The 26098-nt window shown below is 54.6% G+C and carries 20 protein-coding genes; 7 read left to right on the forward strand and 13 right to left on the reverse strand.

Annotated features, from left to right (window positions below; translation table 11 throughout):
- Nucleotides 1–31: 31 nt before the first annotated feature.
- The 4 genes from BT142_RS14340 (at nucleotide 32) to BT142_RS14355 (ending at nucleotide 5688) form a co-directional block, all read left to right on the forward strand.
- On the forward strand, nucleotides 32–736 hold the full coding sequence (locus tag BT142_RS14340) for an ABC transporter ATP-binding protein (protein WP_072418876.1): 705 nt from the start codon (nucleotides 32–34) through the stop codon (nucleotides 734–736).
- Between the two features lie 4 nt (nucleotides 737–740).
- The gene (locus tag BT142_RS14345) at nucleotides 741–3596 is read left to right on the forward strand and encodes an ABC transporter permease (RefSeq protein ID WP_072418877.1); all 2856 of its coding nucleotides are present in this window, start codon (nucleotides 741–743) and stop codon (nucleotides 3594–3596) included.
- Between the two features lie 13 nt (nucleotides 3597–3609).
- The gene (locus BT142_RS14350; protein WP_072418878.1) at nucleotides 3610–4755 is read left to right on the forward strand and encodes a serine hydrolase domain-containing protein; all 1146 of its coding nucleotides are present in this window, start codon (nucleotides 3610–3612) and stop codon (nucleotides 4753–4755) included.
- A 147-nt stretch (nucleotides 4756–4902) separates the two neighbouring features.
- The gene (locus BT142_RS14355; RefSeq protein WP_072418879.1) at nucleotides 4903–5688 is read left to right on the forward strand and encodes an AIM24 family protein; all 786 of its coding nucleotides are present in this window, start codon (nucleotides 4903–4905) and stop codon (nucleotides 5686–5688) included.
- A gap of 431 nt (nucleotides 5689–6119) precedes the next feature.
- On the opposite strand, the gene BT142_RS14360 is transcribed toward BT142_RS14355, so the two are convergent.
- From BT142_RS14360 to BT142_RS14420, 13 genes are all read right to left on the reverse strand, one after another.
- Nucleotides 6120–7505, reverse strand: coding sequence for a glycine--tRNA ligase (locus tag BT142_RS14360; RefSeq protein WP_072418880.1), 1386 nt, complete (start codon nucleotides 7503–7505; stop codon nucleotides 6120–6122).
- A 160-nt stretch (nucleotides 7506–7665) separates the two neighbouring features.
- The gene (locus BT142_RS14365; protein WP_072418912.1) at nucleotides 7666–8685 is read right to left on the reverse strand and encodes an alpha/beta hydrolase; all 1020 of its coding nucleotides are present in this window, start codon (nucleotides 8683–8685) and stop codon (nucleotides 7666–7668) included.
- 472 nt (nucleotides 8686–9157) lie between these two features.
- Nucleotides 9158–11887 carry an FtsK/SpoIIIE family DNA translocase gene (locus BT142_RS14370; protein ID WP_072418881.1) on the reverse strand — a complete coding sequence of 910 codons (2730 nt, stop codon included), beginning with the start codon at nucleotides 11885–11887 and terminating at the stop codon, nucleotides 9158–9160.
- A gap of 36 nt (nucleotides 11888–11923) precedes the next feature.
- A complete protein-coding gene (locus BT142_RS18790; RefSeq protein ID WP_072418913.1) occupies nucleotides 11924–12592 on the reverse strand; it encodes a ClpP family protease in 669 nt (222 codons plus the stop codon).
- Between the two features lie 242 nt (nucleotides 12593–12834).
- The gene (locus BT142_RS14380) at nucleotides 12835–14058 is read right to left on the reverse strand and encodes a BaiN/RdsA family NAD(P)/FAD-dependent oxidoreductase (RefSeq protein ID WP_072418882.1); all 1224 of its coding nucleotides are present in this window, start codon (nucleotides 14056–14058) and stop codon (nucleotides 12835–12837) included.
- Nucleotides 14059–14127: 69 nt separating this feature from the next.
- On the reverse strand, nucleotides 14128–14604 hold the full coding sequence (locus BT142_RS14385) for an LURP-one-related/scramblase family protein (protein WP_072418883.1): 477 nt from the start codon (nucleotides 14602–14604) through the stop codon (nucleotides 14128–14130).
- 3 nt (nucleotides 14605–14607) lie between these two features.
- A complete protein-coding gene (locus BT142_RS14390) occupies nucleotides 14608–15471 on the reverse strand; it encodes a MurR/RpiR family transcriptional regulator (RefSeq protein ID WP_072418884.1) in 864 nt (287 codons plus the stop codon).
- 44 nt (nucleotides 15472–15515) lie between these two features.
- The gene (locus tag BT142_RS14395) at nucleotides 15516–15971 is read right to left on the reverse strand and encodes a hypothetical protein (RefSeq protein ID WP_139182249.1); all 456 of its coding nucleotides are present in this window, start codon (nucleotides 15969–15971) and stop codon (nucleotides 15516–15518) included.
- A 12-nt stretch (nucleotides 15972–15983) separates the two neighbouring features.
- Nucleotides 15984–16436 carry a GNAT family N-acetyltransferase gene (locus tag BT142_RS14400; RefSeq protein ID WP_242871990.1) on the reverse strand — a complete coding sequence of 151 codons (453 nt, stop codon included), beginning with the start codon at nucleotides 16434–16436 and terminating at the stop codon, nucleotides 15984–15986.
- Nucleotides 16424–17362, reverse strand: coding sequence for a ComEC/Rec2 family competence protein (locus BT142_RS14405; protein WP_072418887.1), 939 nt, complete (start codon nucleotides 17360–17362; stop codon nucleotides 16424–16426). The genes BT142_RS14400 and BT142_RS14405 overlap by 13 nt, the downstream gene beginning before the upstream one ends.
- A 3-nt stretch (nucleotides 17363–17365) precedes the next feature.
- Nucleotides 17366–19267, reverse strand: a complete 1902-nt coding sequence (locus BT142_RS14410; RefSeq protein WP_072418914.1) for a YgiQ family radical SAM protein — start codon at nucleotides 19265–19267, stop codon at nucleotides 17366–17368.
- Nucleotides 19268–19382: 115 nt separating this feature from the next.
- Nucleotides 19383–20399, reverse strand: a complete 1017-nt coding sequence (locus BT142_RS14415) for a carboxypeptidase-like regulatory domain-containing protein (RefSeq protein WP_072418888.1) — start codon at nucleotides 20397–20399, stop codon at nucleotides 19383–19385.
- A gap of 85 nt (nucleotides 20400–20484) precedes the next feature.
- On the reverse strand, nucleotides 20485–21837 hold the full coding sequence (locus BT142_RS14420) for a lipase family alpha/beta hydrolase (RefSeq protein ID WP_072418889.1): 1353 nt from the start codon (nucleotides 21835–21837) through the stop codon (nucleotides 20485–20487).
- Nucleotides 21838–22221: 384 nt separating this feature from the next.
- Between BT142_RS14420 and BT142_RS14430 the strand changes: the two genes are divergently transcribed.
- The 3 genes from BT142_RS14430 (at nucleotide 22222) to BT142_RS14440 (ending at nucleotide 26082) form a co-directional block, all read left to right on the forward strand.
- The gene (locus BT142_RS14430; protein WP_072418891.1) at nucleotides 22222–22746 is read left to right on the forward strand and encodes a nitroreductase family protein; all 525 of its coding nucleotides are present in this window, start codon (nucleotides 22222–22224) and stop codon (nucleotides 22744–22746) included.
- Nucleotides 22747–23850, forward strand: coding sequence for a metallophosphoesterase (locus tag BT142_RS14435; RefSeq protein ID WP_072418892.1), 1104 nt, complete (start codon nucleotides 22747–22749; stop codon nucleotides 23848–23850).
- Between the two features lie 267 nt (nucleotides 23851–24117).
- A complete protein-coding gene (locus BT142_RS14440; RefSeq protein ID WP_072418893.1) occupies nucleotides 24118–26082 on the forward strand; it encodes a choice-of-anchor A family protein in 1965 nt (654 codons plus the stop codon).
- Nucleotides 26083–26098 lie beyond the last annotated feature (16 nt).

Raw genomic sequence — 26098 nt, forward strand, 5'->3', positions numbered from 1 at the left:
GTTTTTATAACCGAACGAAAAGGACAATATCATGAGTGCATTCGTTGAATTCAGGAACGTAAAAAAAACTTACAGGACAGGCGAGGTCGAGATAGAGGCTCTGCGCGATGTCAGCTTTGAGATAGGCAAGGGCGAGTTCTGCGTTATAGTCGGCGCTTCGGGCGCGGGCAAGACCACCATACTCAACATTCTCGGCGGCATGGATACCCTCACTTCGGGAAGCGCCAAGCTCGACGGAGTGGATATCTCACAGCTCACGAAGAAACAGCTGACCGCTTACAGACGTTACGACGTCGGGTTCGTGTTCCAGTTCTATAATCTGGTGCAGAACCTTACCGCTCTCGAAAACGTGGAGCTTGCGGCACAGATCTGCAAAGACCCCCTCGACGCCGAAAAGGTGCTCGAACAGGTGGGGCTGGCAGAGCGCATGAAGAACTTTCCCGCACAGCTGTCGGGCGGCGAACAGCAGAGAGTCGCTATCGCAAGGGCGCTGGCGAAGAATCCGAAGCTGCTGCTCTGCGACGAGCCGACGGGCGCCCTCGACTACAACACGGGCAAGTCGGTGCTGAAGCTCCTTCAGGATACCTGCCGCAATAACGGAATGACCGTTGTGGTCATCACTCACAATTCGGCGCTGGCGGCTATGGCTGACCGCATCATCACGGTGAAGAGCGGCATGGTCGAGAGCATGAGGCTCAATGACGAGATAGTCGATGTTGAGCAGATAGAATGGTGAGCGGATGAAGTCGAAAATGAAGCTCTCGGCACTGCGGGAGATAAAAAGCAGTCTCGGCAGATACATGGCGATACTCGCGATAATCGCGCTGGGCGTCGGCTTTTTTTCGGGAGTGAGGATAACCACCCCGACGATGGTATACAACATGAACGGCTTTTTGCAGGAGGGTCAGCTGTATGACTACCGCCTGCTCTCGACCATCGGATGGGAAAAGTCGGACGTTGAAGACCTCGCCTCACAGCCCGATGTGCGTGCCTGTGAGGGGGCGTATTCCGCAGATATACTCTGCACCGACAGGGACGGAAAGAACGAGTACGTGTTCAAGGCGCACTCGCTGACGGAGAACGTAAACAAGATAAAGCTGACCAGCGGCAGAATGCCCGAATCTCCAGACGAGTGCCTGCTTGATGCAAAGATGGGCGGCATGAAGAACTCGGATATGGAGGGAAGCTCGGTCATCCGCATCAAGGACTCAAACGAGCAGGAGACCATCGGGATGTTCCGCTACAGGAAATACAAGGTCGTGGGCTACTGCTATTCTCCGCTGTATATCAACTTCGAGCGCGGCACGACTTCGATAGGGACGGGAAGCGTTTCGGGGTTCATGTACGTGATGCCCGAAGCCTTCCGAAGCAAAGCCTACTCGGAGATATACGTCCGCTTTGACGAGGATGAGACTATCTACTCGGAGGGCTACAAGGACTATATGGACGCTCACGAGGACTTGTGGGAGCGCATCACCCGCGAACACGCCGACGCACGCTATGAACGGCTGGTCAGCGACGCGGAAGAGAAGATAGCTGACGGAACCCGTAAACTTGAAGATAACCGTTCGGAGGGCGAAAAGAAGCTCTCGGACGCGGAGCAGGAGCTGGCAGAGGCGAGAAAGACCCTCGACGAGACCTCACAACAGCTTGCCGCCGCTAAGGAACAGATAGACAGCGGCAGGGCAGAGCTTGAAAAGATGAAGCAGCAGCTCGGAGAAGCGGCTGCGGCTCAGCTTGCCGAACAGGAGGCCGTGCTCGACGCTTCCGAGGAGGAGTACGAAAAGGGGCTTGCCGAATATCAGAAGGGCGAGGATGATTATGCCTCGGGGCTTGAGACCTACAACAGCAACAAGCAGAATTTCGACAGCAGGATAGCCGACGCCGAGCGCGAGATCGCAGACGCAAGAGATGCGGTCGCATCGCTGAAAAAGCCCGAGACGTTCCTGATGGGACGGGGTACGAACATCGGCGTTGCCTGCTTCGAGAACGACTCGGACATAGTGGCGCAGGTCGCAAAGGTGTTCCCGATATTCTTCATACTGGTGGCGGCGCTGGTCTGCATGACCACCATGAGCCGCATGGTCGAGGAACAGCGCACCCAGATAGGCGTGTTCAAGGCACTGGGCTACTCAAACGGCTCGATAATGGGCAGGCTGATGTTCTATTCGGGAAGTGCGGCGGTCATCGGCGCGGCGGCAGGCTACGCCGTGGGGACCATGCTTTTCCCGAGAGTCATCTGGATGACCTATCAGCTCATGTATGTAGACCTTGAGATGAAGTATATGTTCGATGTTAAGCTGGCGGTCATTTCGGGAGCGGTCTCGCTGCTCTGTTCGGTGGGTACCACATGGGCATCCTGCCGCTACGAGCTTTCCGAGACAGCCGCATCGCTGATGCGCCCGAAAGCACCGAAGGCAGGCAAGCGAGTTCTGCTGGAGAGGATACCCTTCATCTGGAAGCGGCTGAGATTCCTTGTGAAGGTCTCGGTGCGAAACATCTTCCGCTACAAGAAACGCTTCTTCATGATGATACTCGGTATCAGCGGCTGTACGGCTCTGCTTCTGACGGGCTTCGGCATCAAGGATTCGGTAGCAGGCTTTGCGGACGTGCAGTACGGCGAGGTGTTCGTGACCGACGCCGACATGATATTCGACCCAGAGGACGGAAAGCTCCCCGAAAGCGTGGAAAAACTGCTCGCGGAACACACCGCCGAGCACAAGCTCCTGCGCGAGTGTTCGTGGGATCTGGTGACGAAGGACAAGACCAAGAGCATCACACTTGAAGTCCCCGAAAACTACGACGGGATGGACAGCTTCGTGCGGATGAATACGGCGGACGGCGAGCCTGTTCCCGTGCCGAAGAGCGGCGAAGCTGTGGTCAGCAGGAGCCTTGAAGAACGCTACGGCGTTCATACGGGGGATACCATCACCCTGCGCGACGACAAGCTGAACGAACTGCACCTGAAAGTCATCGGCGTGTTCAGGAACCATGTGTATAACTACGTTTTCACCTGCCCCGAGACCTTCACGGAACAGCTGGGGACCGCCCCCGAGTTCAACGGCGCTTTCATGAACTTTGCTGAGGGCACCGACGAATTCAAGGAAGCGGCGGCGATAGCAGGGGACAAGGCGGTGAAGAACGTGACCGTTTATTCCGAGCTGAAAGAGCGCATGAGAAAGACCATGTCGAGCCTTGACTACGTTGTCCTGCTGGTCATCGTCAGCGCGGCGGGGCTTGCGTTCATCGTGATATATAACCTTACAAACATAAACATCACCGAACGTCTGCGTGAGATAGCCACCATCAAGGTGCTGGGCTTTTTCCGAAGCGAGACAAGCGCATACGTCCTTCGGGAGAACATCGCGCTCACCGCCATCGGCACTCTGGTCGGACTGGGACTGGGCATACTTCTGCACCGCTTCGTGATGGGGCAGATAGTTGTGGACATGGTGTCGTTCAGCGTGCGCATACTGCCGCTGAGCTATGTGTACAGCGTGGTGCTGACGTTCGTGTTCAATTTCCTCGTTGACCTTGTCATGGAGAACAAGCTCGAACGGATAAATATGGCGGAATCGCTCAAGACCATCGATTAACGGAGGGACATATATGAATTTTGAGAATATCAACAGCGCGGTCAGCCGCAGTATCGAAAGGCAGTCGGAAACGGGTGCGGCTTTCGTGCTGACCCGCGACGGAAAGCCGATACACATCTTTGCGGCAGGACTTGCCGACGCCGAAAAAGGAACGGCGTTCACACCCGATACCATTTGCAGGGCTTTTTCCTGCTCGAAGATAGTGACCGCCACCGCCTGCGTGCAGCTTATCGAGAGGGGACTGCTGGACACAAGCTGGGAGCTGGGCTGGCTCATCCCCGAGTTTTCCGATGCGAAGTACGTCCGCGGCGGCAAGAAGCTCGATTCGCCGCCCATCCGCATCCGCGACCTGCTGAACATGACTTCGGGCATCGCTTACCCGGGCGACTGGCACGAGGGCGTGGAGGTCATGAACAAGGTATGGGATGCACTTGACGACAGCATCAAGAACGGCAGACCGATGACCACTCAGGAATTCGCGGCGGCAGTCGGAAAAGCTCCGCTGATGTACGCGGCAGGGGACGAGTGGATGTACGGCTCGTCTGCGGACATTCTCGGTGCGGTGGTCGAAAGGGTCGCGGAAATGCGCTTTTCCGAGTACCTTGCAAAGAATATCTTTGAACCGCTTGGCATGGAGGACACGGCGTTCTATGTGCCTGCGGACAAGCGCGACAGACTGGCGGTGCTGTACGAGGGCGCTGGCGAAAGCAGGAAACTGCCCGAGTACGTCAACCTCTGCATCTACGATTACGACGAGCCGCCGAAGTTCGAGTCGGGCGGGGCGGGACTCTTCACGACCGCAAACGACCTCGCAAAGCTCGGCGCTGAGCTTGCCTGCGGCGGAAAGGGCGTTATCAGCAGGCGCGGTGTGGACTTCATGCGCACGAACGGTCTTTCACCCGAACAGAGAAAGACCTACAACTGGGACTCCACAAGGGGTTACGGCTACGGCAACCTCGTGAGAGTGCTGGAGGACAGGAACCTTGCAGGCACGCTGGCGAACGAGGGCGCATTCGGCTGGGACGGCTGGACGGGCACATATCTGCTCTGCGACCCGAAGGAAAAGCTGTCGGTGACGCTGTTCGTTCAGCGCTGCGGCGCAGGCACGACTCAGCTGGCAAGAGATGTGGTGAACGCATCCTACGCGGCACTGGGATAAAAAGACTATCTGCAGAAGTGTGGATTCTGCCGATTTTTTTCGTCCTCAGCAAAGTGAAATGTAGAAAAAATATTGACAATTGATGAAATTTGAGGTATAATTGACATAGCATTCATGACCGATTGCGTTATAAAGGAGGATACGATTATGATAAGAACAAACATTTTCCAGGAGACAGCCGCCCACAAGGTAGTTCAGCAGCTCGGAGGTTTTTCGGTGCTGGAGTATGAGCGCGACCTTTCGGTGTCGCCTTCGACGGCTCAGTCGGCATATTTTTCGTCCAAGATGGGCGTACACAAGCGTCAGGTCATTTGCAGTCTGAACGGCAGCGGCGTTGTGATCCAGTCGGGTGCGATGCAGTGGTTCGCAGGCGCGGTGGAGGCGCAGACCAACATCAAGGGCGCAGGCGATATGCTCAAGAAGTTCGTGGGCAGCAAGGTGACGGGCGAATCGGCGGTCAAGCCGAGGTATGTCGGCACGGGAACGCTGGTGCTCGAACCGACGTACAAGTACATCCTGCTTGAGGACATCGGCAAGTGGGGCGGCAGTCTTGTGATAGAGGACGGTCTGTTCCTTGCGGCGAACGACAGTGTTGACATCAGTGTGACTGCCCGCTCGAACATTTCGTCGGCGATGCTTGGCGGCGAGGGTATGTTCAACACCTGCCTGAGGGGCAATGGCATTGCGGTGCTGGAGAGTCCTGTTCCGAGGGAGGAGCTGGTGATCGTAGATCTGGAGAACGATCAGCTGAAGATCGACGGAAACTTTGCGATCGCGTGGTCATCGTCGCTGAATTTCACGGTAGAGCGCACGACGAAGACGCTGGTAGGATCAGCGGCGTCGGGAGAAGGGCTTGTGAATGTTTACAGGGGCACAGGACGAGTACTGATGGCACCTGTACAGAGCGGCACATTATCGATAATAAGCGGCTAAAAAAATACCGTCTGTACGTAACTGTACAGGCGGTATATTTTTAGAACAAGACCACCGTCCCGTTTACTCTGTTTCGGTATGGCAGTGTTTGTGCAGGTCTGTATAAATCGCTGGTGCGATTTTTGGGGGCTTTGCCAAAAGTCGCTCCGCTCTTTTGGCAAAATAAAATCGGCATTTCACGCTTCGAGGGTTCATTTGAGCTCTGCTGTCATGCAGAGTTCTTTTCCTCGATTTTCGGGAAATGCCGATTTTATTTTTGTGGGGGGGGGATGATGGCTCTCTTTCGGGTCAAAGCCATGTTCCCTGGGCGGGGACGCTGTCCCCGAGCCACTGCTGGGGGAGCCTTTGTAGCCGTGCGCAGCTAAGGCGGGGGTCTCCATCCCTCCTTAACTTTTTTAGTCTCTGGCGTGTACGGGACAGTGGTTTGGTTTTTAGAATGCGAGCTTCTCTTCGAGATACTTCTCAAGATCAGCTATGGGCATACGTACCTGCTCCATGCTGTCGCGCTCACGTACTGTTACACATCCGTCGGTCTCGGACTCGAAATCGTATGTCACACAGAACGGTGTGCCGATCTCGTCCTGACGACGGTATCTCTTGCCAATGCTTCCTGCTTCATCATAGTCAACAAAGAACTTCTTCGACAGATCCTCGAATACCTTGCTCGCAGGCTCGGACAGCTTCTTGGAAAGCGGCAGTACAGCAGCCTTTACAGGAGCAAGCGCAGGATGGAAACGCATAACTGTACGAACGTCGGGCTTCTCCTCGGTGCCGATGTTCTCCTCGTCATATGCCTCGCATACAACTGCAAGGAACAGTCTCTCAACACCCAGCGAGGGCTCGATAACGTACGGAACATATCTCTCGTTGGTCTCGGGATCGAGATAGTCGAGGTTCTTGCCCGATGTCTTGATGTGCTGGTTCAGGTCGTAGTCGGTTCTGTCCGCAACGCCCCACAGCTCGCCCCAGCCGAACGGGAACAGATATTCAAAGTCGGTGGTAGCCTTGGAGTAGAAGCACAGCTCCTCAGCAGAATGGTCGCGCAGTCTCAGGTTCTCTTCCTTGATGTTCAGCGACAGCAGCCAGTCACGGCAGAAGCTTCTCCAGTAGTCGAACCACTCAAGGTCAGTGCCGGGCTTGCAGAAGAACTCAAGCTCCATCTGCTCGAACTCTCTTACACGGAAGATGAAGTTTCCTGGAGTGATCTCGTTTCTGAAGGACTTGCCCACCTGCGCAACGCCGAAGGGGACCTTCTTTCTGGTGGTGCGCTGGATGTTCGCGAAGTTTACGAAGATACCCTGCGCAGTCTCGGGACGCAGATACAGCTCAGCCTTCGAGTCCTCGGTTACGCCCTGGAAGGTCTTGAACATCAGGTTGAACTGACGGATGTCGGTGAAGTTGTGCTTGCCGCACTGGGGGCAGGGAATGTTCTTTTCCTTGATGTAGTCCATCAGCTGCTCGTTCGACCAGCCTGCAACGTTTGTGCCGTCAAAGTCCTCGATGAGGTTGTCCGCACGGTGACGGGTGTGGCACTCCTTGCAGTCCATGAGCGGGTCGGAGAAGCCGCCGAGGTGTCCCGAAGCTACCCAGGTCTGCGGATTCATCAGGATAGCCGAATCAAGTCCTACGTTGTACTTGTTCTCCTGAATGAACTTCTTTCTCCATGCGTTCTTGATGTTGGTCTTCAGCTCTACGCCGAGCGGACCGTAATCCCAGGTGTTTGCAAGTCCGCCGTAGATCTCCGAGCCTGCATATACAAAGCCTCTGCCCTTACACAGAGCCACGATCTTGTCCATTGTCTTTTCGCTGTTAAGCATTGTTTTACCATTCCTTTCTGTTTTTTGAGAAATGCTGTAATCTATATTATACTACATTATTCCGCAAATTGCAATAGATTACATAAAACTTTCATAATTGTTCCATTCTCCCGAAAATAAAGACCATGCCCTGTATCCCAAAAGCATGGTCCTGTTTTTCTCACGACGGCTCAAGCTGCTGCGTGAAGAACTCATCCACCTGATCGAAGAGCTCTGTATTTATCCCGTTCGCGAGCTTCTTGTTCACCGAACGGTAGTAGGCAGCAAGCGCCTGATTCGGTATCTTACCGTTGTACTGCTTCATCATCAGTTCAAACTGCGGGTCGAGTTTTTTGCGCATATAGTTTACGGTCTTTTTCGAGTAGAGGTATGAGTTGTGACCGCGTCTGCGCTTTTCATCCATCGTCACGTAAACGACCTTCTCGTTCGTGATCTTGCTCTGCTGATTGATTATCGCCGCGCCGTCGTAGCGCACGGTCTTGTCAGACGTTCCGTGAACGACCATGACGGGTATGTTGGATTTATTGATGCCGTCCACCGCCGAAAGGTCTGAGTAGTTCCTGAAACAAGCCTTGTTGTACAGCCAGATGAAGGGGGTCAGATACTTCGCCGATTCGCTGCCGAGTATCAGCTCGCTCGCCTCGTTCAGCTCCTTCATAGGCGTACAGTAGCCAGAAAGTGTCACGCAGGCTTTAATATCGTGGTCGAAGTTCAGCACAGCCGCTGACGCATACCCGCCCCAGCTGTGACCCATGACGAACATGGGCAGCTCGTTGAGCCTGTCGTCGCTCTCTGCGTAGGTCAGCGCCTTGTCAAGATCAATGGCACTCTGCGCCAGACCTATCGTGCTCGAACCCTCGCTCGAACAGCTTCCCGTGGCGTCATACGCAAACACCCGCCAGCCCTTGTCAACCATCGAGATAAGTATCGGCATATAACTCTCGTGTCCCGCGCCGATGCCGTGGGCAAACACGATCAGACCCTTGTCGTTGTCCATGCCGTAAATGTAGCCGTGCAGAGTGTTGTGCCCCGACAGGAAAGTGACTTCCTCCCTCGGATACTTGCTCGCGTAGTGGCTGTAACGGTAGTTGTATGAGTACTTCTTGTCAGGATAGTCCACCCTCGTGAACCTCGACCTCATCAGAAACGTCGTCAGCCCCATGAACACAGCAAAAAACATCAGCACCCCTGCAATGATGACCGCTAAGATCAGCTTCCGCCGATTCTTTCTCTTGACTTTTCGTATATGTTTCTGCTCGGGACTCATTACGATCACGACCTTCTTACATTATATTCACCTTTGTGTGCTTGTCTTTGGAAAAGTGCTGTCTATCTTGGTGGAAGACCCTTTTAAAAAAGGGTCTTCCACCAACCCCCCTCACTAAAATTTTTAATACTTTTTGGCTTTTGGGTGGTTCTTTATTAGTTTGTGCAGGTCGGGAAATTTGTGGTTCTTTTTCTCATTGGGCGACCTTGCCAAAAAGACGTTCAAAGGAGGTCAACACATCATTTGCGGAATTTTTCAGATGGTCACTTTTGAAGCGGTGATAGTCCATCTTCTAAACCACAACAAACGACATATTAAAAGTCTTTGGAAGGGGAGCTGGGTGAGAAGCTAAGGCGGGTTTCTCCGGTAATAAACCGCGCCTCACTCACGAACGCCCCTGTCTTTCGTACCATTCTTCTTTGGTTATCATGATTTTTCTGGGTTTGGCGCCTTCCTGGGGGCCGATTATGCCCATGGCCTCGATGTCGTCCATGATGCGGGCGGCTCTGGGGAAGCCGAGTTTGAGCTTGCGCTGTAAGAACGCTGTGGAGGCGTTGCCCGTTTCGACGATAATGGTTATCGCCTGATTTACGAGGTCGTCGTCGGGGTTTATCTGGACCTCGGTGTCCTCCTCGTTCTTGGGCTTCGGCATATTCTGCTCGACCTCGTGTACGACCTCCTGATCGTACTGAGCGCCGTGTTCCTGTTTCAGGAACGCCACGATATCGCGTATCTCCTGACTGGACGCAAAACCGCTCTGGATTCTGAGCGGCTTCGGGTAGCCTGCGGGCTTGAAGAGCATATCGCCGCGTCCCAGCAGTTTTTCTGCGCCCACCTCGTCGAGGATTACTCTTGAGTCCACATTATTGGACACCATCAGCGCCGTTCTCGACGGTATGTTAGCCTTGATTATACCTGTAAGTACGTCGGTTCTCGGCGACTGGGTAGCGATGAGCATATGCATACCCGCCGCTCTTGCCAGCTGAGCAAGGCTCTGTATCGAAGCCTCGACCTCATTTTTCGCCGCCATCATAAGTTCAGCCAGCTCGTCGAGGATGATGACGATGTAGGGCAGTTTGGTGCGCTTGCACTCGGGGTCGTTGGCTATCATCTCATCGACGAATTCGTTGTATTCTTCGAGATTCTTCACGCCGTTTGCTTCGAGTAGCGCGTAGCGGCGGTTCATCTCGTTCACCGCCCATCCCAGCGCACCTGCCGCCTTCAGCGGTTCGGTGAGCACGGGTATCAGCAGATGCGGTATGCCGTTGTAGATCGGGAACTCAACGCGTTTCGGGTCAACAAGTATCAACTTGACCTCGTCGGGCGAACAGCGGTAGAGGATGTTCAGTATCACCGAATTCGTGAATACCGACTTGCCCGAACCCGTAGTACCCGCGATGAGCATATGGGGCATCGAGGTTATGTCGCCCATGACGATGTTGCCCTCGATATCCTTGCCGACCGCGAATTTCAGCAGACCCTTTGCGCGGCGGAAGTCGCGGCTGTCGATAAGCTCTCTCATGGAGATGCTGTCGCGGTGGATGTTCGGTATCTCGATGCCGATGGCGGGTTTTCCGGGTATCGGCGCTTCGATTCGCACGCTTTGTGCCGCAAGGTTCAGCGCGATGTCGTCCGAAAGGGAAGTGACCTGCTTTACCTTAACGCCTGCCGCAGGCTGCAACTCGTACCTCGTAACGGTAGGGCCGCGGTGGATGCCGACGATGCGTGTCTTTACGCCGAACTGTTCGAGAGTCGCCACAAGCCTCTGGGACTTGTCCTGTATCTCGCGCTCGATCTCTTCTTCCGAGCTGCGGTTCTTCGCAGGCTGGAGAAGCTCGACGGGCGGATAAACGTACCCTACCTGCTCGCCATCTTCGACGGGTCTGTAGGTCTCGGCGTTGGGGTCTACGTTGACCTCGTTCCGGCGGTTCTGCGCCGCCGACGCCTGACGGATAAGCTCCTTCAGCTTTATCTCCTCGGCGACCTTCTGTTTTTCTTCCTTCACTTGCTCGGCACGGGTAGGTTCCTTCGCAGGCTTTTCGGGCTGTTTCTTCTTCTCGTTCTCGGTCTCCTGAGCCTGTTCGGAGGCAGGAGCGGTACGCTCGCGCTTGACAGTCCTGGGGTCTGTGCCGTCGGCTGTCTTCTGAGCCGTTTCGGGCTTCGGAGCCTCCTCCTTCACCTCTTCGGGCTGACCGTCCATGCTGAACTTCTCGGCGCGTGCTCTTGCTTCCTCCTCCTCGCGGCGGATGCGGTCGAGCTGTGCCTGATGCACCTTTGCAAAGTCCACGCTGCGTTTTTTCAGCTTGCGTTCGGGCTTGCGGACGGGCGCAGGCTGCGGCTCGTAGCTGTCGAAGGTCATCTGCTCGTAAGGCTCGGGCTCGGGTACGGGCTCGGGCAGATCGTACTTGCCGTCAAGCTCACGTTCGTAGGCGCGGTCTGCGGCGTTTTCCCTGAGAGCTTTCGCACCGCCGACGATCGGGCGCGTCATGGCGTGGAGTATCTGCGGCAGTGTCAGGTCTGACAGCAGCAGAGCGAACAGCACGATGAGCAGAACGATGAGTATTTTCGAGCCGACCTCGCCGAACCATGTCCTGAGGGACAGCCCCATCAGCGCTCCTGCCACGCCGCCACCTCTGAGTTTCACGCCGTCAGCGTACAGGTGTTTGAGTTTTATCAGCAGCGTCGAGCCCTGCACAGCGTTACCGAAGAATATCTGTGCCGCGCCGCTCAGCAGGAAGAACATGACCGCTCCCTGTACGGCTCGGGCTATGACCGCGCTCTTCGCCTTTTCCGAAGCTATCGAGAGCGCCATATATATAATGAATGCTCCGAACACGAACACCGAAGCGCCGAGCATCCCGCGGTTGAGGTCGTACAGCTTTTTCCACAAGCCGTCGCCCTTGATGAATGTCAGTATTATCTGGAATATCCCGAAGAAGAACATCACCAGCGACCAGAAACGCCTGCGCTCGCGGAACTTCGCGGCAGCCGCATCGTTCTGTTTTGCGCCTGCCGACGGCTTAGCCGTTTTTGAAGCGCTCCCCGAAGAGCTTTTCTTCGCGGTACTGCTTTTTGATGTGGTCTTTGCAGTGGTTTTTCCTTTACTCTGAGCCAAATCTTTCCCCTCTTTTTCCTTTCCTTTATGAAGTCCTCAGCCCTCGATACGGCTGTAAAGCCAGCCTATCGCGTCCGAAAGACCTCCGAGACAGTCGATAAGTCCGCATTCCACAGCGGTCTCGCCGTCTATGACCGTCCCCACGTCCATCACTATCTCACCCGTCGCGAGCATTAGCTCGTGCAGGCGCTTTTCGCTGATGCGTGAGTTCGCTGTAATGAAGCGGTCTATCCGCTTCTGCATACGTCTGAAATATTCGAGCGTCTGCGGCACTCCCACCACGGGGCCGTTCATCCTCACGGGGTGTACGGTCATAGTGGCGCTGGGCACGATGAACGAGCGTTTTGCGCTGACCGCCAGCGGCACCCCGATGGAATGTCCGCCCCCCAGCACGATGGAAGCCGTAGGAGTTTTCATCCCTGCGATGAGCTCTGCGATGGCAAGCCCAGCCTCCACGTCCCCTCCGACGGTGTTGAGAAGTATCAGCAGACCCTCAGCGGTCTCGTCCTGTTCTATCTCCACCAGCGAAGGTATGATATGCTCGTACTTTGTGGTCTTGTTGTCGGGGGGCAGGATATAGTGCCCCTCGACCTGCCCGATGATGTTCAGGCAGCAGATACCGTGTCTGCCTTCCATCCGTGCAAGCCCGAAGTCCTTTATCTCATCAGCCTGTTCCGCCCCGAGAACGGAAGCCGTTTCCGTCATCGTAAAGGCAGGCGTGCAGCTGATGACAGGGTGTTTTTTGTGCTGTTTTTTCTTCGACATAGCTTTTTTACCTCCGATAAAATGTTTACGGAAGTTATTCTGTGCCGAAGCGTTTTTTTCTATTCAAACACTAAACAGTTAAAAAATTGGACAATTACCCTATTATAAATATAACACAAAAGCCCCCCCTTGTCAAGGGGGGAACACATTGTTCATCGCTGAAAAACATTTGTCACGGGTTTTCAGAACGCCTGTGCCGCCGCGTAAGCCGTCGCCCATGCGACCTGTAGGTTGAAACCGCCCGTGTAGCCGTCAACGTCCAGCACCTCGCCGATGAAGTACAGTCCCTTCACGAGCTTCGACTCCATAGTTTTCGGGCTGACCTCGCCGACCTCTACACCGCCGCGGGTGATTATCGCTTCGGACACGGGGCGCAGACCCTTCACGTCGAAGGTCAGCGACTTTATCGCGCGGATAAGGCTCTCGCGTTCTTCGCGGGTTATCTGGTTGACCTTTTTCACGGGGGAGATGCCGCTGCGTTTGATGATGACGTGGATGATGCTCGCAGGGAGCAGCCGTCCGAGGGAGTTGCCGAAATCGCGGTTCGGCACTTCCGAGAAGTCGCGAAGTATCCGCTCGCCGAGTTTTTTCTCGTCGAGGGCGGGCTTCAAATCCACCGCGAAGGTGTACTTGCCTTTGACGATGTCGTGCATATGCGCCGACGCCGACAGCACGAGAGGGCCGCTCATCCCGAAGTGGGTAAAGAGCATCTCGCCCTGCTGTTCAAAGACTTTTTTTCCCGTGGTGTTGTCGGTGACGGTGAGTCCGCAGTTTTTCAGCGACAGTCCCATCGCCTGAGCGCACTCGCCGTAAAGCTCCACGGGCACGAGCGACCCCGTACATTCGGTGACGGTGTGTCCCGCCTGTCTTGCGAGGGTGTATCCGTCGCCTGTCGAGCCCGTCTTCGGGTAGGAGATACCGCCGCAGGCAACGACTACGCACCTTCCGAAGTACTCGCTCTTACGGCATTTCACGCCCCTGACCTCGCCGTCTTCCATGATGAGGGACAGTGCGTCGTCGCAGACGATGCGCACGCCTGCATCACGGGCGGCGTTTATCAGCGCCCCCGAGATGTCCTGAGCCTTGTCGCTGACGGGGAAAACGCGGTTGCCGCGCTCGGTCTTGAGCTCTATGCCCAGCGTCTCAAAGAACGCCATAACGTCCTCGGGAGCGAACCTGCTCAGCGAAGAGTACATGAATTTTGAGTTTCTCGGCAGGTTAGCCATGACCGTCTGCACGTCGCAGTTGTTTGTGACGTTGCAGCGTCCCTTGCCTGTGATGTTTAGCTTTCGGCAGGGCTGCGCCTCGTGCTCGATGACTATGACCTCGTGTCCGAGCCACGCCGCCTGCACCGCGCACATCATCCCGCTCGCTCCGCCGCCGATTATTACGATATCTGTCTGCATATCCGTTCCTTTTTATCCCACAGCCCGATGCTGTGCCTATAGTTGTATTCGTACAAAAAAGCGGACACCTTATTGTTCGGTGCCGTCGCCTCTGTGCTGTGAAATGTCGAAAACGACAGTCATGAGGACTGCCATCATAACGTTCTGTTCGTCGTAAATCTTCAGGTCGTAGGTGTCGCCGAAAGCCGAAATCGGCTTGTTGACCGCCAGCACAAGTTCGCCGCCGCACTTGACGTTGTATTGCAGACCGAAGATGTCGCCCTTGGTCTCCCAGCCGATCGGTTCTGCCTTGTAGCTCGAAATACCGACGCGCTTTGTTATCCTGCCTGCCTGTTCGCCGCCGATGGTCAGCTCGTAAACGGGCAGTACTGAGGGCAGACGGCGCTTTATCTCGGCGAGACATTCGCCGTCGGGGTCGCGGACGAAAAGGTGCGCCCCGAGCTCAAACTTCGATTCGATGACGAAGAGCGTTTCGCCCTGTTCGTCGTAAACGTGGTAGAAGCTCAGCAGGTGTCCCGTGTCCTGCTCTATTTTCAGCTTTATCATTCTTTACCTTTTGTTTTCCGAGTAGACTTCATATTCATCCCATATCTTTTCCAGCTTCTCGAAGCTCTGACGAACGGTGTCCGCCGAGCTTATGGAGAGCGCCGCTATGAGCGCATTTATCAGGGAGAGCGGTGCGACGAGGGAGTCGGCGAAGCTGTTCATGTCGCTGCGTGCGATGAGCAGGTCGTCCGCGAAGGGTGCCAGCGGCGACTGTTCCGAGTCGGTCAGCGCGATGACGTGCGCCTTCTGGTTCTTTGCGAACTCCATCATCCTCGCGGTCTGACGTGAGTATCTCGGGAAGGAGATGCCTATCATCACGTCCTTTTCGCCGATGCGCATCACCTGCTCGAAAAGCTCGCTGGTGGTGGTGTTGCGAAGCTGTTTCACCTGCGGGAACATCCTCGACAGGTAGTAATTCAGGAAGGACGCCAGCGGTTCGGCGCTTCGGGCTCCGAGGATATACACCGTCTCGCAGTGCTCGATAGCCTGCACCGCATTCGTGAACGCATCTTCCGAAGTCTCTTCGAGGGTGGTGCGTATCTTCTCAATGTCGCTTGCGAGCACCTGTCCCAGCACGTCGCCACCGCTGAGCCTGTCGTTGGTGACCTCGATACGCTGTACGGCAGTGAGCTTGTTGCGCATAAGCTCCTGCAAAGCCCGCTGAAGGGCAGGGTAGCCGTCAAAGCCCAGCATCGACGCGAACCTCACCACCGTGGATTCGCTCACGCCTACCGTCTTGCCGAGCTTCTGGGCGGTCATGTAAGCCGCCTTGTCGTAATGCTCGGTGATGTAGGCGGCTATCGCCTTGTGTCCCTTTGAAAACGAGTTCATCTGCTCGTTCATCAGCGTAAATAAGTCCTTGTCCATTTCTAATGACACTTCCTCTTAATGATTTACAGTGCAGGTTTTGATCATTCTTTTTCAAATTCCACAACGACACCTAAATTATCGACGGTCAGGGTGTTATCCGTCAAGGTGTAGGTCATGATCTCGGCGCCGTCCTTCGCAATGGTCCCGCCGCCCCATTTATAAGAGCTGACCGACTCGTTCAAAATAAGCTCGCAGCTCCCGTCCCCGTGAAAGGTCATGGCGTAGGTGAATTCATCCCTGTTGAGAATCTCCCTGACAGGAACTCTTTTGCCGTCCTCAATGTAGTATTTTGCATTGTATGTACCCGAAGGCTCCGCGATCTCCGCCGATTCCGTTTCCGATTCAGGTTCCGGGATTTCAGCAGCAGCAGACGATGCTCCTTCGGGAACGCTGTCAGCCCTGCTGCCGTTCACTTCGCTCTGCCCGCAGCCCGAAAGCCCGAAGACTGCTGCGGCAGAAAAAAGCATCAGTGTGGTCATTCCTTTATTTTTCATCACAGTCATTCTTTCCTAAAGTTCAAGCTCCATGCTGACATGGGGTATGCCGTCCAAGATAAACTCCCCCGAGCACACCTCAAAGCCTGCTTTCCGATAGTAGCCTATCGCGTAGCACTGAGCCTCAAGATAGATCTTCTTCGCGGTAAAATGCTTCCTCGCCTGTCGGACTCCCTCGTGAAGCAGCAGCCCTCCGAGCCCCTTGCCGTGCTCGACCGTGACCACCCTGCCCAGCTGGACGGTGTCCTCGTCCCGCTGAAAGAGCCGCAGACAGCCGCCGACGCTGCCGTCATCCTCCTCGGCGAAAACGTGCAGACTGTCATAGTCCTTCCTGTCCATATCCTGACAGACGCACTCCTGTTCCACCACGAATACCTCGGATCTCGCACGAAGTATCTCGTAGAGCTCCCTCAGCGTGAGTTCGTCGAAATACCTGACCTTTATCGTCATGCGTGTTATTTCCTCCATACAGTCTCGCCGTCAGTCTCGATGACAACGCTGCCGACTTCCGCAGTGATGTACACTTCCGAACCGTAGTCGTTCAGCTTGTTAACGGTGACGTCGCTCGGGTGTCCGTAGTCGTTCTGCGCTCCGCAGGAGATGACCGAGATCTGCGGACTTACCGCGGCGAGCCAGTCGTCGCCTGTGGCGTAGGCGCTGCCGTGATGTCCGACCTTCAGCACGTCGGCGTCCACATCCACCCACCGTTCAAGGAAGCTGTTCTCCTCGTCAAAGCTGCAATCCCCCGTAAACAGGAAGGTGCAGTCTCCGCAGGTGAGCTTCACCAGCATCGACCAGTTGTTCAGGTCGGTGTCGTATTCGGTGGGGGCGTAGGTGTCGAAAGTACACTCCCCGAAGGTATAGCTCATATCCTCCGCATCCTCGATGGCGGCTGTCTCGACCAGCTGGTCGTAGCTCACCGAGTCGGGCAGCAGTTCGTCGGGGATGTTCGGCATTATCACGCTGCCTGTCTCGAAGGCATTGCAAATGTCCGCAGCCTCGCCGATGTGGTCGGCGTGAGGGTGGCTCAGCAGCAGGTAGTCGAGCTTTTTCACGCCCAGCTGCTGCAAGCGCAATATCACGGTGTCGCTGCTGTCGCGGTCGCCCGTGTCGATGAGCATATAATGCCCGTCCGAGCAGACGAGTGCGCAGTCGCCCTGCCCCACGTCGATGAACTCCACCCAGGTTTTCGTTCTCTTATTCGTCTCGGGTGAGGACGTGTGCTCTGCGATGATGTCGCTGAGGTGCTGTGAACCCAGTTCTTCGGGCAGTTTCGGCAGCTCGTCCCACAGTCCGTGATACTTGATGAAGCTGGCGGCACCGCCCGCAAGGAGCAGCAAGCCCGTCAGGAACACCGCAACCGCCAGCGGGTTTGATTTTTTATCCTTAGCCATGATTCAGCGTTTTCTCCTGCCTTTTCCGTTTGGTGCCTTGCCGTTCTGAGGACGGCGGGAGCCCTGCTTACCTTTCTGCGGAGCGCTTCGCTTTGCGTCACGTTCGCGCTGTTCTTTCAGGTAGATGCTGTCGGGCTTTACCAGCTTGTCCGAGCCGTGCCCGATGAGGTCGCGTCTGCCCGCCTTTTCGAGCGCTTCGATGACGCGGCGCTGATTCTCGGGCTTGTAGTATTGCAGAAGCACTCTCTGCATCGCCTTTTCCTTCGGGTCTTTCGCCACGTAGACGGGCTCCATGGTGTACGGGTCGAGCCCCGTGTAGAACATACAGGTCGAGAGTGTTCCGGGGGTGGGGTAGAAATCCTGCACCTGTTCGGGTCGGATGTGGTTCTCTTTGAGGAACATCGCCAGCTCCACCGCGTCCGCGAGCTTCGAGCCGGGGTGCGAGGACATCAGGTACGGAACCAGATACTGCTCCTTGCCCTGTCTGCCCGTTATCTCGTAAAAGCGTCTCTGGAAACGCTTATAGGCTTCTATGTGGGGCTTTCCCATCTTGTCGAGCACCGCCGCCGAGCAGTGTTCGGGTGCGACTTTCAGCTGACCGCTGATGTGGTGGGCGATGAGCTCGTTCATGAACTCGTCGTCCTTGTCCTCGATGAGGTAGTCGTAGCGTATGCCCGAACGGATGAACACCTTCTTGACCTTCGGGAGCGCACGGAGCTGTCTCAGCAGGTGCAGGTACTCCTTGTGATCGACGTTAAGGTTCTTGCATGGCTCGGGCGCAAGGCACTTCCTGCCCTTGCAGAGCCCGTGTTCAAGCTGCTTGTCGCAGGACGGTCCGCGGAAGTTCGCCGTCGGACCGCCGACATCGTGGATATAGCCCTTGAAGTCCTTCATCTGCGTGAGCTTCTTCGCTTCCTCGATGACGCTCTCCTCACTGCGGACGGTTACGCGTCTGCCCTGATGAAGTGCGATAGAGCAGAAGTTGCAGAACCCGTAGCACCCCCTGTTGTGGGTCAGCGAGAAGCGCACCTCCTCGATGGATGGCACGCCGCCCTCCTTTTCGTAGCAGGGGTGGTAAGCCCTCTCGTAGTCGAGGGAGTACACAAGGTCAAGCTCCTCGGTCGTCAGCGACAGCGCGGGCGGATTCTGCACCAGCATTTTGTCCCCCTGACGCTGGATGATGGTCTTTCCGTAAACCTCATCCTGCCAGTCGTACTGTATGCGGCACGCCTTCGCGTAGAGCTCCTTGCTCTCGGCGACTTCCTTGAATGACGGGCACTGCACCGCACCGTAGGGGGTCTCCTTCGGGTCGCAGAGGTAGCAGGTGCCGCGCACGTCGCGGATAGAGCTTACAGGTTCGCCGTTTGCGAGCCGTTCGGCTATCTCGATGACCGAGTGCTCACCCATCCCGAACATGAGGATATCCGCACCCGTGTCCACCAGCACCGAAGGCATGACCTCATTTTTCCAGTAGTCGTAGTGCGCAAAACGTCTCAGCGAGACTTCAAGACCGCCGATAAGTATCGGCAGTTCGGGCGCGGCGGCGCGGCACATCTTTGAGTAGACGGTCGCGGCACGGTCGGGACGTTTGCCGCCCCTGCCGCCTGCCGAGTAAGCATCATCCGAGCGCGGCTTTTTCGCAACGGTGTAGTGTGCCACCATCGAGTCGATATTGCCTGCCGTCACGAGCCATCCGAGCTTAGGTCTGCCGAGCCTCAGCACCGACTTCGGGTCTCTCCAGTCGGGCTGTGCAATGATCCCGACGGTATAGCCCTTGTATGTCAGCAGGTGCGAGATTATCGAAGCACCAAAGCTCGGATGATCGACATACGCATCACCGATTACATACACGAAATCGAGCTGCCCGATACCGCGCTCTTCCATATCCTTTTTTGATATCGGCATGAACACGCCAACACCCCCTTTATTTTAGATAAGAGATAAAAGATAAGAGATAATGTATCGCTTACGCGATGATTTTATTATTGCAGAAAAGTTATTGTGATAAATCAGAATTATTTTATCTCGTACAAAATCCATCCTTATAAAAGAACTGCGTAAAGCCTCTGCTGCAAGCACGTCCGTTTCCGCGGTCCTTTGTATCGTATTCCAAAACGACAGTCTGCTTATCCAGGCAATCCGGATGCATCTCTCTGGGAATTTGCACCATATACATCGGCAAATGCAGCCCATCGGGAGAAGCCTCGTATAATTTCTGTAATGAAATCACATCTGTTTTTCTTCCGTTTACATAAACCGTAACATCTTCTTTTGCGATCTCCGGTGCAACATCCGTTATATGGACCTTTTCTTCACCGACTACAGTGTCGTATTCTTCTTTTTTGAAATAGACCATAGGCCTAAAGGTAAGGAAAAGTGTTTGTACACCTCCGTTATTTACACTCACATTTAACGAATACACCTCACCGTTTCCGATTTTCAGATCAATGACCTCGTCCCGGTCCGCAATAATATTCCAGCCCCAGCATTCCAAAGAGCTGATCCCATAGCTGTTATCATCTGAATATATGGCATTATAGCTCCCGGCCGGCACACGAAGACTATATCGTCCGTTCAGATCCGTCCATGTTCCCATAATAAACGGCGCGGCATCAAAACCATAGCGATATAACATCACCACCGCCGGAAAAGGCTTTCCGTCAAAATCCGATACCTGTCCCGAAAATGTATAGTATTTACATTCCGTTTCAAAAGTTTCTGATTTACCTCCCGCTTCATAGATGACCCGTAACATATCCGGCTCACAATCCTTATCTTCACGGATCTTAAACACTGCCCCGTATCCGCTTTTGCGCAAACTAATATCTGCATCGTCCCCGTTGCCGAAAGCCATGATGTCCTTATCAAATACCACCTCTCCTTTACACATCCCCAAAATATGAAAGGATATCGGAAACACCAGCTCTTCAAATTCGCAGTATATCCCCACATGAGACTCCGGTACAGCCATATCCGGCTGCAAGATCTCACTTTCCTTCTGGGTATAGTTAAAATACCACGCATCCTTTACCTTCATAATTTACCTCCTGAAATCAAAATTATCTGACAGTTTGTCAAATTCCGATTTATAGCACAACAATATCTCTGATCTCTTATCTGAATCAGTATCCCTGTTCTTTCATGTCTTTGACGAGCTGAACATAATACTCACGCACGTCGAAGCCGTCGATATTCTCACGCATGAGGTCGATCATGTCGCCGTGTGAGATACCGCGCTTTTTCGTGTCGGGGATGACCTCGCTGTCCTCCCAGTAGAGTGCCGACTCCATCGTCACCAGTCCGTCGTTGCCGCGCTGACTGTAGGGTTTGCTGCAGAAATACCCGATATTCAGCGGAAATCCCGCCGAAAGCGGGCTGACCATGCGGCTCATGACGCTCTTGTATCTCACCCCCGGCATATCGGGGACGTTCTTGTTGAACTCGGTGCAGGCGGCTTCGGTCAGCTCGCCCACGCCCGTCAGGAAGCTCGGGCTCGTGTCGCCGAGTTTTGTGAACAGCTTGTTGTACTTGTTGTCGAGGAAGTCCGCCAGCCCCTTCGGAGCCTTCGCAAGGACTTTGTCCACCCACGCACAGCCGCGGTGGGGCGTGTTGATGGTGGTGAGGGTCGCAACGTACTTGTCCATCCCCAGCTTCGAGATGGCGTAGCGCGTGTCAAGACCGCCCTTCGAGTGGGCGATGATGTTGACCTTCTCCGCGCCCGTGAGCTTGATGGTGTTCTCGATGTGAGCGGCTATCTCGCGGGCGCTGACCTCGATGGCGTTGGCTGACTGCTGACTGGCGTAGCTGACCCTCGCGCCGTTTTTCGCCAGCGCCTTCGGGATGCGTCCCCAGTAGTTGAACATCTGCCAGTCGCGGAAGAAGATGCCGTGTACCATGATTATCGGGTACTTTGTCAGGCAGACCTGATTCTCGGCACGCATATCGTCGAGGTCGAGCTTTGCCTGCTCGAAGTGGTACTCGCTCTTCGCGTGGCGGTAGAATTTCCACAGCACGAAGCAGTTGACCACGGGCAGGAACCATGTGCAGAACAGAAGTATGTACAGCGAAGCCTTGTGCTGACGCGCCGAAACGGCTATCTTCACCAGTCCGATGAAGGTCATGAGCGCGATGACGAGATACGCGATGACGCCGCTCCCGATGACGTAGCCGTATGACACCGTGCCGCCGACCTTGGCGTCGTGGAGCTTCGGCAGTATGAAAAGCGCGGGTATCTCAAGCACGATGAGCACAAGGGAAGTGCCGAGTATGCAGGCACCGTCCGAGAGACTGCTCAGGCGTCTTTCCTGTGATTTCCTGCGCTTCTGAGGTCTTATCAGGAATGCGAAGAAATGTATGAGCAGTACCGCAAGCACAGCAAAGACCACCGCACCGTTCGGAAACGTTCTGCCGATGGTGGAGTAGTTGAAAAGTGCAAGCAGCAGCAGGCATTGGAATATCTGTATGATTCTTTTCATGTCTGTCATCTCCTCAATACTATATTATAACATATCTTTTGAAAAAATGCAAGTGCCGCCGCGCTGAATTGCAAAAACGGTTTTACTTGACAATTGGGCAGAAAGTGTGTATAATATATTAAGGCAATACCGCGCAACCAACGGCTTCGCCTTTGCACGTCATCTGCTTGCATAAATTCCGTCATATTACCCAAATTCTCCTTGACTTGCGTCAGCAAGCCTGCGTCGAATTTAGACAATCTGACGAAATTTCTGTGGCACCAGCTTCGCTGGTGCGGCGCATCTGACGCACAATGGTTGTGCGGTATTGCCTTAAAACACTGTTATCCCGCGGATGCGGCTATGTCCGCACCGCATGAATGTTCCGCAACGGAGGTAATCATTATGAAAGATTTTTTACAGCTTGCAAGAGACAGATATTCGGTGAGGAAATTCGACCCCTCGAAGCCCGTGACCGATGAACAGCTCGAAAGCATACTCAAAGCCGCAGAATTCGCACCGACGGCGGTGAACTACCAGCCCGTGAAGGTGTGGGTCTTCAGGAGCGCGGAGGCTAAGGAAAAGCTCCTCTCCTGCACAAAGATGAAATTCATCGGCGACGCTCCCTACATACTCGCGGTGGGCGGAAAGGCGGAAGGCGCATGGGTTCGTCCCTTCGATCAGAAGAATTTCTCGGAAATAGATGCCGCCATCGTCTCGACGCAGATCATGCTTGAGATACACGACCTCGGTCTCGGCTCCACATGGATAGGCCATTTCGACGCACCGGCTGTGAAGGAGATGTTCCCCGAGATGGCGGAGTATGAGCTCGTGGCGCTCTTCCCCGTGGGCTATGCCGCCGAGGACGCCGCACCTTCCGAGCGTCACGAGAAGAGCAAGCCCCGTGAAGAGCTTGTGAGCGTGCTGTAAATGTGGATCGCGATATTCGGCGCGGTACTTATCGGATGTGTCGCGTCGATAATTTTCCTGATACGCCAGATACATTGGTTCACCCCGATACAGAAGCTCGCGGTAAAGCACAGGGGGCTTTCGTGGGCGGTCTCCTTGGGGCTGTTCTCGCTGACGGGTCTGCTGTGCCTGATAAACGTGTGGGCGATGGCGATAGGGCTCCTGCACCTTGCGCTGTTCTGGTTCATCTGCTTTGAAGTCGCCGCAGTGGTGCGGAAGCTGCGCCATGCGGAGCGGAAGGGCTGTCCCGAAGGCGTCATCGCGATACTGATGACGGCGGTGTATCTCTGCTACGGATGGTACAGCGCACACCACATCGTCATCACACACTACGACCTTGAAAGCCCGACAAAGCTCTGCGAGGACGGCAGTCTGCGCATCGCGGAGATAGCTGACCTGCACCTGGGCATCACCCTTGACGGGGCGGAGTTCTCGCAGCAGATGAGCAGGATAAAGTCGCAAGAGCCCGATATTATCGTGGTGACGGGCGACTTCGTGGACGATGACAGCAACAGGGAAGATATGCTTCGCGCCTGCAAAGCCCTCGGAGACGCAAAGCCTGTGCTCGGCACCTATTTCATCCTCGGGAATCATGACCCGGGCTATGGCAATTACCGCGATTTCACGGTGGATGAGCTTCTGTCGGAGCTTGAAAAGAACGGTGTGACGGTGCTGACCGATGAGACGGTCATGGTGAACGACAGGTTCTACCTTACGGGCAGACGCGACGCTTACGACGGCGAAAGAGCGTCGATGGAGGAGCTGTGCAGCGGTCTCGACCGAAGCCGCTACCACATCGTGCTTGACCATCAGCCGAACGATTTCGCAGCCGAAGCCGAAGCGAAGGCCGACCTTGTACTGTCGGGGCATACCCACGGCGGACATCTTCTGCCTGCGGGCTACATCGGTCTGCTCATCGGTGCGAACGACCGCGTGTACGGCTACGAACAGCGCGGCCGCACGAACTTTATCGTCAGCTCGGGCATCTCGGGCTGGGCGATACCTTTTAAGACGGGCACGGTCTCCGAGATAGTGGTCATCGACATTACCTGTGCCGACGGTTGACAAATAACATATATTCTTTATAAAAATATTGTATCATATACAAACTGTATGTTTTCTTTGCGTATTATCAATATATTTTGTGATAAACAACAAACAGCACATCACAATATGAACACAGGTTGAACGGGTTTCACCAATTTTTTTTGCAATTATACCGAATCTGTTGACTTCTTCGTTATTATGATATATAATTTAACTTAGTTAGAAGTATTTTTGATAAATCTTTTAACGTAAGTTTACAGTAATAATATATGGGAGGAAAAACAGATGAGAAGTCACAAGAAGATCGCAGCCTGCGTGCTTTCACTCGCACTCGCGGCTAACTCTGTAGGGCTTATCTCCTACGCGGCGAACGGCGGTTTTTCGGCGGACCTGCCGAAGTTTGCGGTAGCTGCTGACGAGAAGATGCAGGATCTCGGGCACTTTGTTTACGCCACCGAGGACACTCTCGGAAGCGCTAACAGCTATGCAGTATTCAGCTACGATTATTATCAGAACAACCACATGGAGGGCGTTTTCGCCGCTCAGTACTACTATCCGTCGGGTCAGGGCTTCGGCACTACCGAGAACGTGGTAGACTACATCAACCCGGGCGAGAACTTCATCTATATCGAGAATTTCGGCAAGAACAAGCTCAATAACATCAACGACGTTGACAATATAAACGAGGGTATCAACAATATCGAGCAGTCCAAGAAGTGGGGCATGATACTTCCCGATACCATCACCTTTGATTTCAGCGTTAATAACGGCAACGGCGTTCAGCTCATCAACGACCTCGACGGCAAGAAGTCGGGCACGTTCAATTCGGCTGACAGACTTGCGAACGGTCTGTATCACATCTCGATGACGACCTACCAGATCGACTTCGACAAGGCGTTCGACGCTCTGTATGACTATTCCGAGTCGGCTTCCCAGAAGAACACCGCAGGCGCAAAGACCACTATCACCGAGGACGGCGACGTTCTCAACATCGTCTGCAAGAAGGGCGCTAACGTAATCACCCTTGATTCCGAGGCTATCGAGAAGCACGAGATAAGGATCGTGGGCGAGGACGGCGAGACCGATTATTCGCTCATCATCAACGTTGTCAATGTTAAGAACAACGTTCTCTACAACAAGAAATGTACCGTTGACGGCAAGGGCGGCGGATACGTTGCCGAGGGCGGCAAGCTCCTCTGGAACTTCCACAACGCTACAGGCAAGAACATCACCTTCCAGGAGTGCAACACGGGCGTTATCCTTGCTCCCGAGGCTAACATCACCGTTACCGCTTCGCACAACGGTTCTGTTTTCGCGGATTCCGTTACCAACGAAGGCTGTGAGATCCACCAGAACCCCTTCACGGGCAGCCAGTTTGCCGACATCAACAGCTCCGAGGAGTGGAACAGCGATACTTCGGGAGTTTTAAGCTCTGTAGAAGAAAGCTCCTCTGTTGAGGATTCTTCGAGTGAAGAAGAGTCTTCCGTTGAGGATTCTTCGTGCGAAGAAGAGTCTTCCGTTGAGGATTCTTCGAGCGAAGAAGAGTCTTCCGTTGAGGATTCTTCGAGCGAAGAAGATTCTTCCGTTGAGGATTCTTCGAGCGAAGAAGATTCTTCCGTAGAGGATTCTTCGAGCGAAGAAGATTCTTCCGTAGAGGATTCTTCAAGCGAGGATGATTCTTCTGTTGAGGATTCTTCCAGCGAGGATGATTCTTCCGTTGAGGACAGCTCAAGCGACGGCGATAACTCCATAGACGATTCCACTACCGATTCCGAGGACTCTTCAAGCGAGGATGATTCTTCTGTCGAGGACAGCTCAAGCGACGGCGATAACTCCTTAGACGATTCCACTACCGATTCCGAGGACTCTTCGAGCGAAGATGATTCGTCCGACTACTCGACCGATTCTACGGATTCTGCCGACTCCGCCGATTCTGTAGACGATTCTTCCAGTGGCGGCGACATCGACACAAGTGATTCCGATGCGAGCAGCTCCACTGCCGACAACAGCTCCACTTCGAGCACAGGCACCGACAGCGCTTCGAGCAGCACAAGCTCCACTAACTCGAACACTTCGTCCACTACTTCGACCTCGACTTCGACTACGACTGGCAAGTCCACATCGACTGCTACCGCTACAACAGGCGGCAAGACCGACAGCAACCCCGGTACAGGCGCAGGCGCAGCAGTAGGCGCGACCGCACTCGTTGCAGCAGCAATGATCGTCGTATCCAGAAAGAACAGAAAATAAAACCTGACACTCTCAG

It is taken from the genome of Ruminococcus sp. YE71, from assembly GCF_900119155.1.
GTDB lineage: Bacteria > Bacillota > Clostridia > Oscillospirales > Ruminococcaceae > YE71.